This is a genomic window from Bradyrhizobium viridifuturi, assembly GCF_001238275.1.
GTDB lineage: Bacteria > Pseudomonadota > Alphaproteobacteria > Rhizobiales > Xanthobacteraceae > Bradyrhizobium > Bradyrhizobium viridifuturi.
This window is the reverse complement of sequence record NZ_LGTB01000048.1, coordinates 39,211-50,746: the sequence shown is the minus strand read 5'-3', so window position 1 is coordinate 50,746 and position 11,536 is coordinate 39,211. Positions and strand designations below refer to the sequence as shown.

Here is an 11,536-nt window from a genome sequence, read left to right as displayed (position 1 = left end):
AAAACGCGGCTCGCGCTAAAAGGTATCGAAAAGGGACCCACCTTGAGGAATGGGACGCGCTCAAAGGGGCCTGTTCGCAATAGGGCGCCCGAGACATAACCTCGTCAACTGTCGGTAATTCGACCACCTGGCGAACGGTGAGACGCCACGAGCTCGGAATTTCCGGAGTCAGCCAGCTTCCTCATCGACCACACGCTTCCAGGATCGAACGGTTACTTAGTTTGCGTTTGGCCTGCTAAATCGCTTCAACAGAACTCTCAGCTTAACCGATCGTGTTTGAAAACGCCTTTGGTGAGCGAGAGAGATTCGAAACCGGCCCCCTATGAGGGCTTTGTTTTCCGCGAAATTGCCGTACCGTACCGATATCCGGCGTTCTAGGATTCGGAGAAAAACGCGTTCTCCAGGCCCATTCACGGGCCATTTTTAGTACGGCCGAGCTTCTCCAGAGCGAGAAAATACACGAAAACGGCCGAGTTTTCGGGCATGTCTCCGTTCCGCGGTACGACATTTTGGGACAAAGTGGCGGAGAGAGTGGGATTCGAACCCACGGTACGGTTTCCCGCACACACGCTTTCCAAGCGTGCGCCTTAAGCCACTCGGCCATCTCTCCGGGAGGCCTCTCTTGAAGGGCTGAGGCGGATTTTGCAAGGGAGCGCAGGGTCGAAGCGCAAAATTTCCCCAATTGATTGAAAATATTGGGTAAATTGGCGCTGACTACGGCCACACCTCGCCGTCTTACTGGCCACCGCAGGGGATTTTTGCCGGTTGCAGGTCGCTGCCTGGCGCAAATCAGCCGATGACGCCGATTTGGCGATCCCGCCACTCCTCGGTGCGCAACTGCGCATTGTGGCGCAGTGCTTAGGCCGTAAGCCATCGCGCGGCGGCCGGCTACTTTCGATGCCGTCCGAGACTGCCGGCGTTACCGCCCTTGAGCTCACGCCGCACCGAGGTGGGCACGGGGTCATGCACCCCTGCCCATCCTCCACGTTCAGTGCTCCTCAGTGATATCGCGCGGCAAAATCCGCCGTGCGGCGCGGCCACAGGGATGGCGGCTCCGGCAGCGCCGCGTTTGCCGTAGTGTGCGTATCCTGCAGCGCCTCGATGAAATCGGCGAACCATTGCTGGATGGTGCCGCCGTTGAGCTTCTCCATCATTGCTTCCCAGCGCATCCGCCGCTCGGTCAGCGGCATCGCGAGCGCCATTGCCAGGGCGCGTGCCATGCCATCGATGTCGTGCGGATTGACCAGCAGCGCGGCGTCGAGCTCGTTCGCCGCGCCGGCGAATTTCGACAGCACCAGCACGCCGGGATCGGCCGGGTTTTGAGCTGCGACATACTCCTTGGCAACGAGGTTCATGCCGTCCTGCAGCGGCGTCACCACGCCGACCTGCGCGGTGCGGTAGAGCCCCGCGAGCACGCCCTGGCCAAAGCCCTTGTTGAGATAGCGGATCGGCGTCCAGTCCACCTCGCCATGCACACCGTTGACATCGGTGACGAGCTTCGCCACCTCGCTGGCGAGATTGCCATAGGCCTCGATCGCGCCGCGCGAGGGCGTCGCGATCTGCAGCAGCGACACCGAACGCTTCAGTGCCGGATGCAGCGTCCACATCTTGTCGAACGCCTTGATGCGGTTGACGAGACCCTTGGAATAGTCGAGCCGGTCGACACCGATCGCGAGCCTCTCGCCGTTGAGGCTGCGCCGCAGCCGCGTCACGTCGGGATGCGTCATCGCCTTGGTGGCCTGCTGGGCGAACTTGCCGGGATCGATGCCGATCGGAAACACCGCGGCGCGGGTGCGGCCGAACGACGAGTTGATCACGCCGTCCCGCACCTCGAATTCGAGATCGTTCTGCACATAGCTCAGGAAGTTCTCGCAGTCCTCGTCGGTCTGGAAGCCGATCAGATCATAGGACAGCATCGCCTCGATCAGCTCGCGATGATTGGGCACGCCCGCGATCACCGCGCGTGCCGGCCACGGCGTATGCAGGAAGAAGCCGATCGCTGCGCCACGCCGAGATCGCGCAGCTCGGCGCCGAGCGCGAGGAAGTGATAGTCCTGGATCCAGAACACGGAGTCCGGCTTGCGGAAGCGCAGCAGCGCGCGCGCCATGAACGCGTTCACTTCGCGATAGCTGGTGTAGTCCTCGTGCGAGCACGAATCAGATCGGCGCGCGAATGCATCGCGGGCCACAACGCCGAATTGGCAAAGCTTCATAGTAGCCGCCGTAGTGCGCGGCCGGCAGATCGAGCATCGCCAGCGCGCCTGCGCCGAGAGCTTCGACTTCTGCGAAAGGTTCCTTGTGGTTCCCGTCGCGGACCCGTCCGCTGGAACCAACCCATATTGCCCCTGTCTTTTCCACCACCGGCAACAAGGCCGCTGCAAGCCCCCCCGTCATGGGTTCATTAGGTTTTCCGCGCGAGACGCGGTTCGATACGACGACGAGGTTCACCAGGTCCCCTCCTGTTGGTCAACTCGCGTATTAACAACCATTCATCAAGATGGTTCCGGATCAACATTTCTCCCAATTGAAACCAAATTCTGGCGCACGCTTAAGGAACTCGCGGGAACTCGCGAAAAGAAAATTGCGCGCGAGGTCGCTCACACGACGCAAAAGCACCGCATTCGATTCGAACCCACGATGCGGTTGATTTGGTTAGGACAGATTCACGTCCCTATCGTCGTCGAGCAGCCGAGCGAGAAACGCCCGCACATCGCCCGGCCCATCGAAATGTCCAGCGATACCGGCCGCGCGACGCCCGACGGAAAATGCCAGACCGTCATATTCAGGCATGATCGCGAATACGGTCTCGTCGGTGACGTCGTCGCCGATGAAGAACGGGCGGCGTCCCTTGAATGGCTCATGCGTCATCAGCTCGAGCACGCCGGTCGCCTTGGTGAAGCCGGAATGCTTGATCTCGCAGACGCTCTTGCCCGGCAGCACCTCGATCGGCGCATTCGGCAATTCGGCGCGGATCAGCGACACCGCTTCATAGATCGCCTTCTCCGCCGCCGGCGCCAGCCGATAGTGCAGCGCCAGCGAGTAACCCTTGTCCTCGAGCAGAATGCCGGGGCTGAGCTTTGCGATCGCGGCGAGACGCCGCTTCAATTCCTTGTCGAGCGGCGGCGCGTGCGCGGCAACCGCCTCGCTGTCCGGCTGCAGCCGCATCTCGGCGCCATGGCCGCCGATCGCGGGAAACACCTCCGGGGCGAAGATCAGGTCGATGTCGTTGAGCGAGCGGCCGCTGACCAACGCCAGCGCGCCGCCGGTTCGCTCATGCAATTGCTTCAGCGTGGTCGCGAGCTTCGGGGGCACCCAGACCTCGCGCGGCGTCGGCGCGAAATCGAGCAGCGTGCCGTCGATGTCGAGCAGCACCGCGGTGCGATCCAGCGCCGGAATCAACGATGCCGGCGTCGGCACGCTGCCAATCCTGGCGTCAGGGGCGATGTCATCATCCGGGGGCATTTCGGCCACATCATGCTTCGTCATAGTCTACTCCACAAATGCCAATGGTCGCGCGACCGATTCGAGCGATTTTCGCTCGGCCGCGACGGCATAGCGCCATGCGACGGCTGCGGCGACCAACATGAGTACCGACCCCAGGAGGTAGCCGGCGAAGACGCTGTTGCGCGATCCGGTGTCGATCAGCACGCCGAACAGCGCCGGCCCGATCACGCCGCCGATGCCGGTGCCGACGGCATAGAAGACGGCGATCGCAAGCGCACGGACCTCCAGCGGAAACGTCTCGCTGACGGTGAGATAGGCGGCGCTCGCCGCCGGCGAGGCGAAGAAGAAGATCACCATCCAGGCGATGGTCTGGGTCTGCGCACTGAGCACGCCGATCGAGAACAGATAGCCGGACAGCGCAAGCAGCACGCCCGAGGTGGCATAGGTCAGCACGATCATGGTGCGGCGGCCGAGCGTGTCGAACAGGCGGCCGAGCAGCAGCGGCCCGAGGAAGTTGCCGGCGGCAAAGGGAAGGATGTACCAGCCGACATTGCTGGCGGCGATGCCGAAGAAATCGGTCAGGATCAGCGCGAAGGTGAAGAAGATCGCATTGTAGAAGAAGGCCTGCGCGGCCATCAGCGTCAGCCCGACCAGCGAACGCTGCCGGTAGGTCGAGAACAGCGTCACCGCGACCTCGCGCAGCGGCGTGTGATCGCGCATCTTGAGCTTGATCTTCTCGAAGCCTTCACTCGGCTGTTCATGGCCGAGCACGGAGGTCTCGATGCCGGCGACGATCTTGTGAGCCTCATCGGGGCGCCCATGGATCATCAGCCAGCGCGGGCTTTCCGGGATCCACATCCGCATCAACAGCACCACGAGGCCGAGCGCCGCGCCGGTGAAATAGGCGATCCGCCAGCCATGATCGGGCGCAAGCCACGCGGGATCGAGCAGGACGATCGCGCTCACCGCGCCGATCGCAGCCCCGATCCAGAAGCTGCCGTTGATGACGAGATCGGTCCAGCCGCGATAGCGCGCCGGCACCAGCTCCTGGATGGTCGAATTGATCGCGGTGTATTCGCCGCCGATACCGGCGCCGGTGAGAAAGCGAAACAGCGCGTAGCTTGCGACATTCCACGACAGCGCGGTCGCGGCTGTCGCGGACAGATAGAGCGCGAGCGTGATGAAGAACAACTTCTTGCGGCCGATCCGGTCGGTGAGCCAGCCGAAGCCGAGCGCGCCGAGCACGGCACCGGCAAGATAGGCGCTGCTGGCAAGGCCGACATCGGCGTTGGAGAAGCTCATGGTCGGGCTGTTCTTCAGCGCGCCCGACAGCGCGCCGGCCAACGTCACCTCGAGCCCGTCGAGAATCCAGGTGATGCCAAGCGCCAGCACCACGCGGGTGTGGAAGCCGCTCCAGCTGAGATGGTCGAGCCGAAGCGGAATCGAGGTCTCGATGATGCGCCCGTCGCCCTGTGCATCCGGCGACACCGTTCGGTCAGTCGCTGTCGCAGAACTCAATTGTGTCCGCTGCAAATTCATCAGATTGGACCAATGAGAAAATCCCCGGAACGATGCGTTCCAAGGTTCTTTTTCCCAGGATTGCGGCAAACGGAGTGCCCGCCACGCGACGTTAACGCCGCAGGCCGGCAAGAGTTCCCGCAATGCGGCATAGGAACCGCCGCCGCTGCGCGCTGTTCTCGGCTCAAAAGTCACGGAGGCATCGATGGCCGCACGCAAGAAGGCCGCGCGCAAGACAGCAAGAAAGCCGCCGCCAAGATCAACGGCACGATCGGCAAGCACAACGCGTCACAAGCGCGGCGCAAAGACGCCCTCGAAGCGCTGGTCGCAACGTGTGACCAAGGAGAGCGACGCGCTCGACCTCAAGCACGGCGTGTTCAAGCAGACCAGCGCGAAGAAGATCGCATCATCGCTGAAACAATCCGCCGAGCACAGCACGCGCCGCAAGAGCGGCGCCTACCGCTCCGCGCTCTCGATGCTGACCTTCTATATCAATCGTGCCGGCAAGACGCTGCCGAAGACCGAGCGGTCACGACTGGAACGCGCCAAGGTCGAGTTGAAGCACCAGTTCGGGCGGGATTAGTCGCGCCGTCTCATCTGCCGTCGTCCTGGCGAAAGCCAGGACCCATTACCACCACTGTCTATTGGTGAAGGACAACTCGCCGCTTGCCCCTTTCGAGGGCCACGGCGTATGGGTCCTGGCTTTCGCCAGGACGACCGTGGTTGTCAGTTACGGCAAACCAATCTACGCCGCGCGGATGTTCGCCATGAAGCGATCGAGCTCCTCGCGCAGCCGCGAGCTCTCGACCGACAACGAACGCGCCGAGTTCAGCACTTCCTCGGAGGCAGCACCCGTCTCGGTCGCGCCGCGGTTGACCTGGGTGACGCTGGATGCGGTTTCCTGGGTGCCCTGCGCGACGTTCTGCACACTGCGCGCGATCTCCTGCGTTGCCGCGCTCTGCTGCTCGACCGAGCTTGCGATATTGGTCGCGATCCCCGAGATCTGCCCGATCGTGCCGCCGATCTCCTTGATCGCGGCAACCGATTCCTGCGTCGCGGCCTGCATGCCGGTGATGTGCGTGGAGATCTCGTCGGTCGCCCTGGCGGTCTGGCTTGCGAGCGACTTCACTTCGGAGGCAACCACCGCAAAGCCGCGGCCCGCATCACCGGCGCGCGCGGCCTCGATGGTGGCGTTCAACGCCAGCAGATTGGTCTGCTCGGCGATCGCCGTGATCAGCTTGACGACGTCGCCGATCTCCTGCGCGGCGCGCGAGAGCTTGCCGATCCGCGCATCAGTCTGCTCGGCCTGGCGCACGGCGGAATCGGCGATCTGGCTGGATTCCTTGGCGCGGCGGCCGATCTCGTCGACCGACGCCGACAATTCCTCGGTCGCAGACGCAACCGACTGCATGTTGCTGGAGGCCTCCTCGGAGGCGCCGGCGACCTGGCTCGACAGGTTCTGCGTGGTCTCTGCGGTCCGGGTCAGTGTCCCGGCTGCGGATTCGAGCTGCACGGCGGAAGCCGACACATTGGAGACGATCGAGCCGACGGCGGATTCGAATTCGTCGGCGAAGCGGATGAGCTCCGCGCGTCGCGCGGTCGCGCTCGCCTTGTTCTGCGCTTCCTGCGTCGCGGCGTCGCGCTCGGCCTTGGCGACCGCCTGGACCTTGAACTCTTCCACGGCACCGGCCATCTCGCCGAGCTCGTCGCGACGGCCGAGGCCCGGCAGCACGACGTCGAAATTGCCCGCCGCGAGCTCGCGCATCGCCGCACACATCGCCGCGATCGGACGCGAAATGCCCTTGCCGAGCAGGAATGCCCAAACCAGCCCGAGCACAAAGCTGCCGGCCGCGAGCATCAGGATCAGCTGTTCGGTCTCGCCGATCATGGAGTGCGATTCGGTCTCGAGCCGCTTCTGGTCGGCGAGCAGATCGGACTTCATCGCCGCCGCGCCCTGGCTGATGGCAGCCGCCGATTCCGTCATCTCGACGGTCAGCTCGTCGATCGACTTGGCATTCGCGATCAGCTTGGCGAGCGCCTCGCGGTATTCCTCGAGCAGCGCGGTGATGTCCTTCACGCTCTGGGTGATCCGCTCGTCCTTCGAGGTGATGCCCTTCACCAGATTGTCGGCGAATTTCAGCCGGGCGAGCGCGCTGGAGGCGACGGTCTTGTCGCCATTGACGACGAAGGTGTTGACGGCGCCGGTGATCGACTGCAGCTGGTCGGCGACCTTCTTGGCGCCGAACTGAATCGATTGCAGCTCGGAATCATCGGCATTGCTCGGCAGATCGTCGAGCTTGTAGCGCATCGAGGTCGCGCTGCGTGTCAGCTTGTTCTGCGCGACCTGCGCGCTGTCGTCCTTGATGCGGACGATCTCGGCAAAGATCTTGGTGAAGGCGCGGAATTCGCGTTCCAGCTTGGCGACCTGCTCGAGCCGGGCCGGATTGGTGGTGCCCTTCATCGACGCCACGATGGCGTCCTTCAGGCTGGCCTCGGCGGCGAGCGCGGCCTTGGCGTCGTCCTCCTTGCCGGTCGCGACGTAGTAGCGCGCCAGCGAACGATAGGAGATCAGTTCGCGATCGATGTTGCGGGCGAGATCGGCTTCCGCGACGCTCTGGCGATAGGAGCCGACGCCGGCGGAGACCCGCTCGAAGCCATATAGGCGAAGCCCATGGTGGCTGCCGAAAGCGCCAGGGTGACGGCAAAGCCGAGCATGATCTTGGCGCGGAATCTGAGGGTTGGGAGCCTGATCGATGACGATCGCTTCAGTCCCGGCATTCCAACCCCCGTCTTCATTCTGAAAACCACGCGGGGTCCGGCGGCAACCCGCCCCAGTCCCCGGAGGGCAAAACTAAGGCAGAATCAATAAGGCCCGGTAAATGAGCAGCCGCCGCCCGTCCGGGACCGGTACTACCTTGGTCGGCCCGGGGGTGCGGGCAAGGTGATTGACGCGCGGGTCCGGCCCGATACGTTAGAACCGATCAAACCTGTCCCTGCCCGGGCCAGGAGAACACATCGGGAGGTGTCCCATGTCATCGCGTCGAGCGGCGCCGTTGGCGCTTGCGGCGAGCGCAGCTGCCGGCGAATTGGCCCGGCCAATGACATTCCCCCTCACGACCTAGGATATAAAGGCTGGCCGGATCGCGAACCATCGCGGCATGGCCCGGATGCCCTCGAGACCCCGCGCGGGGACCACCGGCCGCGCCAAGAAAAACAAGAAATTCTGGTTAGGGAGAACGCCCTTGGCGAAGCAGAACGGCAGCGCCACCGACAGCATTGTCGTGGTGCAGGCAAAGACCAACGGGCCGCGGGAGGCCGCCGACGAGATCGCGCGCCAACTGGCGGCGGTTGATCTCGCCATGCTCGTGGTGTTCGTGTCGCCGTTCTATGACCCGCAGCAATTCATTGCCGAACTGTCCGGCCGGATGCCCGACGTTCCGATCTTCGGTTGCACCACGGCGGGCGAACTATCGCCCGGCGGCTGGGAGGAGGACAGCGTGGTCGCGATGGGCTTCGACGCGGCCGATTTCGTCATCGCGGCCCGGCCGCTGTTCGACCTCTCGACGTTTCGGGTCGACCACGGCCGCTCGATCTGCACCGAATTGCAGAGCGAGTTCGCGCAGCGCACCGAGCATTGCGATCACACCGACGATTCCTTCGGGCTGCTGTTCATCGACGGCATGTGCCAGCGTGAGGAAACCATCATGTCGGCGATCTACGCATCGCTCGGCGACATCCCGGTGGTCGGCGGCTCAGCCGGCGATGGCCTGCGCTTCGAGAAGTCCTGGGTCTTCCACGGCGGCGCGGCCCATACCGACGCCGCCGTCCTGATCCTGATCCGGACCCGGCTGCCGTTCCGCCTGTTCAAGTGCGACCATTTCGAGCCGACCTCGACCAAGATGGTGGTGACCGAGGCCGACATCGAGCACCGCATCGTCAAGGAGCTGAACGCCGAGCCCGCCGCGCTGGAATATTCCCGCGCCGTCGGCCTCAGCGACAACAAGCTCGAGCTGTTCTCGTTCGCGGCGCATCCGGTGCTGGTCCGCGTCGGCGGTGCCTATTACGCGCGATCGATCCAGCGCACCAATCCCGACGGGTCGCTGCAATTCTTCTGCGCCATCGACGAGGGCATGGTGCTGACGGTGGCGCGCGAGCGCGACCCGATCGACGTGACGAGCCGCCTGCTCGAGGAGCTGACCGAGGATCTCGGCGAGGTCTCGATGTTCATCGGCTTCGAATGCGTGCTGCGCCGGCTCGACGTCGAGCAGCGCCAGCAGTCGCGCGAGATGTCGGAGCTCTATCGCCGCAACAAAGTGATTGGCTTTCAGACCTATGGCGAGCAGTATCGCTCCATGCATGTCAACCAAACGCTGACCGGCGTCGCCATCGGCAAGCGGACCAACGCGCCGCAATGACTGATACGAAGACCACGCGCATTTCGGCCCTCGAACGCGAAGCCGAGAAGCTGCGCAAGATCAACGCAGCGCTGATGTCGCGCGTCGAACGTTCGACCGACCAGCAGCTCAACGCCTTTTCGCTATTCGAGACCGCCATTGCGCTCGATCAGCAGGTGCGTGACCGCACCCAGCAGCTCAAGCAGGCCCTGCAATCGCTGGAGAAGACCAATGGACGCCTGCTGCAGGCCAAGCAGCAGGCCGAGGCGGCAAGCTCGCTGAAGTCGTCGGTGCTGGTTTCGGTGACGCACGATCTGTTGCAGCCGCTGAATGCGGCGCGGCTGACGCTGTCCGCGCTGACCGAAACGGCGACCGAGCCCAAGAGTGTCGCGCTGACCGACCAGATCGACCGTTCGCTCGCGACGCTCGAGGACATGCTGCGGACGCTGCTCGACATCTCGAAGCTCGATGCCGGCGTGCTCAGGCCCGAGTTCGGTCCGGTCGCGATCGCCTCGCTGTTCGAGCCGCTGCAGCAGGAATTCGTGGCGACCGCCGCCAAGCGCAATCTCGACTTCCGCATCATGCCGTCGTCGGCGGTGGTCCGGTCCGACCCGCTGATGCTGCGCCGGATCCTGCAGAACCTTTTGGCCAACGCGCTGCGCTACACCCAGCGCGGGACCGTGCTGATGGGATGCCGCGCCAGGGGCGACGATATCTGCATCGAGGTGCACGACACCGGGCCGGGCATCCCGGAGGCCCAGCGCGAGGCGATCTTCGTCGAGTTTCAGCGCGGTGACGCCGGCGCCGCCGACAAGGCGGGCATCGGGCTCGGCCTTTCGATCGTGCGCCGGTTCGCCGACCTGCTCGGCCACAACATCAGGCTGAGCTCGCGCGCCGGCAAGGGCTCGGTGTTCTCGGTCACGGTGCCTCGCACCCTCGATCCGGTTGCGATCCCGGTGCGCGAGCAGGCCAGCGTCGACTATCGCTATGGCGGCATGGAAGGCGCGAAAATCCTGCTGATCGAGAACGACCTCTCCAGCGCCGAGGGCCTCGCCCATCTGCTGGAAAAATGGGGTTGCGACGTCGCGGTGACGATCTCGAAGGCCGAGGCGCTCGAGCGCATCCACGCGCTCGACGGCGTTCCCGACGCCATCATCGCCGACCTGCATCTCGACAATGGCGAGACCGGAATCCAGGCGGTCGACGTGATCCGCGGCGAGATCAACGCCAAGGTCCCGGCGATCATCGTCACCGCCGACTACTCGGCCAAGGCTGCCTCCGACGTCTCGGCCTTCGGCCACGAACTCCTGAAGAAGCCGATCAAGCCCGCCGAGATGCGCTCGCTGCTGTCGTTCCTGCTGGCGGCGGAGCAGTCGGGCGCGCGGCTCTGACGAGGCGCGACGACGGCGCGGCCCTCACCGGGCATGGTCGTGCTTGCCGAAATCCAGTTTCGACAGCGCGATGATGGCCTCGGTCCGGCTGCGCACGCCGAGCTTGCGCAGGATTTCCGAGACATGCACCTTCACGGTGGTGACCGAGATATCGAGCTCATAGGCGATGTGCTTGTTCTGCAATCCGCGGCAGATCATGTCGAGCACGCGAAGCTGCTGGGCGGTGAACTGGCCGAGCTGCTGCACCAGCTCCCTGGTTTCGGCCTGCGCCTTGCGCGCAGCGGCGGCATCGCGGAAGCGCGTCGGCAGGCACACCTCGCCTTCGAGAATGCCGCGCAACAGGCGCGCCAGCTCGACCTTCGGCGTCGACTTCGGAATGAACCCGGAAATGCCGAGCGAGATCGCGCCGCCGATGATCCGGGAATCGTCATGCGCGGATACGATCGCCAGCGCGCTGCGCGGCGACGCGGCCCGCACCCGGTAGGCGCCGAGCAGGCCCGTCGTTCCGGGCATCGACAGATCGAGCAGGATCAAGTCGAGACCGTCGCGGGCGGCGATCACATCAAGCGCGCCATCGATAGAAGTTGCCTGCAATACCTCGGCATCGGGAAACTCGGCCCCGATCACGCCGATCAAGGCGGCGCGGAACAGCGGGTGATCCTCGACGATCAGCAGTCGAGGCGCACCCGCGCTATCGAGCGGCGGCTCGTCCGCCAGAGGCGCGGTCGTGGTCAATGCTGCGCCGTCCTCCCTCGGGTCGCTGATGACAACCATATGCGCGCGACGTTAT

Annotated in this window: 6 protein-coding genes, 1 tRNA gene and 2 pseudogenes; 3 read left to right on the top strand and 6 right to left on the bottom strand. The window is 64.3% G+C overall.

Annotation, left to right across the window (positions count from 1 at the left end; all coding sequences use genetic code 11):
* Nucleotides 1-520: 520 nt before the first annotated feature.
* The 4 genes and pseudogenes from ALC15_RS34360 to ALC15_RS34345 all read right to left on the bottom strand — a co-directional run bounded on the left by ALC15_RS34360 (nucleotide 521) and on the right by ALC15_RS34345 (nucleotide 4,982).
* Nucleotides 521-610, bottom strand: a tRNA-Ser gene (locus ALC15_RS34360).
* 388 nt (nucleotides 611-998) lie between these two features.
* Nucleotides 999-2,447, bottom strand: a pseudogene (locus tag ALC15_RS34355) (trehalose-6-phosphate synthase).
* 204 nt (nucleotides 2,448-2,651) lie between these two features.
* On the bottom strand, nucleotides 2,652-3,485 hold the full coding sequence (gene otsB / locus ALC15_RS34350; protein ID WP_050631117.1) for a trehalose-phosphatase: 834 nt from the start codon (nucleotides 3,483-3,485) through the stop codon (nucleotides 2,652-2,654).
* Between the two features lie 3 nt (nucleotides 3,486-3,488).
* Complete coding sequence (locus ALC15_RS34345; protein ID WP_050631116.1) at nucleotides 3,489-4,982, bottom strand: MFS transporter; 1,494 nt, start codon at nucleotides 4,980-4,982, stop codon at nucleotides 3,489-3,491.
* A gap of 184 nt (nucleotides 4,983-5,166) precedes the next feature.
* On the opposite strand from ALC15_RS34345, the gene ALC15_RS34340 reads away from it, so the two are divergent.
* Nucleotides 5,167-5,544 (top strand): DUF3175 domain-containing protein, encoded by a 378-nt coding sequence (locus tag ALC15_RS34340; RefSeq protein ID WP_094194297.1) that lies wholly within the window; start codon nucleotides 5,167-5,169, stop codon nucleotides 5,542-5,544.
* 162 nt (nucleotides 5,545-5,706) lie between these two features.
* Here ALC15_RS34340 and ALC15_RS34335 read toward each other — a convergent pair.
* Nucleotides 5,707-7,739 (bottom strand): annotated as a pseudogene (locus tag ALC15_RS34335) (methyl-accepting chemotaxis protein).
* Nucleotides 7,740-8,203: 464 nt separating this feature from the next.
* Here ALC15_RS34335 and ALC15_RS34330 point away from each other — a divergent pair.
* Together ALC15_RS34330 and ALC15_RS34325 are read left to right on the top strand one after the other, a co-directional pair.
* Complete coding sequence (locus ALC15_RS34330) at nucleotides 8,204-9,376, top strand: FIST N-terminal domain-containing protein (RefSeq protein WP_094194296.1); 1,173 nt, start codon at nucleotides 8,204-8,206, stop codon at nucleotides 9,374-9,376.
* The gene (locus ALC15_RS34325; protein WP_050631115.1) at nucleotides 9,373-10,746 is read left to right on the top strand and encodes an ATP-binding response regulator; all 1,374 of its coding nucleotides are present in this window, start codon (nucleotides 9,373-9,375) and stop codon (nucleotides 10,744-10,746) included. The genes ALC15_RS34330 and ALC15_RS34325 overlap by 4 nt, the downstream gene beginning before the upstream one ends.
* Nucleotides 10,747-10,770: 24 nt before the next feature.
* Here the strand turns inward: ALC15_RS34325 and ALC15_RS34320 are convergent, their stop codons facing one another.
* On the bottom strand, nucleotides 10,771-11,520 hold the full coding sequence (locus ALC15_RS34320) for a LuxR C-terminal-related transcriptional regulator (protein WP_244486377.1): 750 nt from the start codon (nucleotides 11,518-11,520) through the stop codon (nucleotides 10,771-10,773).
* Between the last annotated feature and the right edge of the window lie 16 nt (nucleotides 11,521-11,536).

Bases quoted from the DNA above. Each gene is read 5' to 3' on its own strand.
- otsB (WP_050631117.1), bottom strand. From the start codon at position 3,485: ATGACGAAGCATGATGTGGCCGAAATGCCCCCGGATGATGACATCGCC.
- ALC15_RS34345 (WP_050631116.1), bottom strand. From the start codon at position 4,982: ATGAATTTGCAGCGGACACAATTGAGTTCTGCGACAGCGACTGACCGA.
- ALC15_RS34340 (WP_094194297.1), top strand. From the start codon at position 5,167: ATGGCCGCACGCAAGAAGGCCGCGCGCAAGACAGCAAGAAAGCCGCCG.
- ALC15_RS34325 (WP_050631115.1), top strand. From the start codon at position 9,373: ATGACTGATACGAAGACCACGCGCATTTCGGCCCTCGAACGCGAAGCC.
- ALC15_RS34320 (WP_244486377.1), bottom strand. From the start codon at position 11,520: ATGGTTGTCATCAGCGACCCGAGGGAGGACGGCGCAGCATTGACCACG.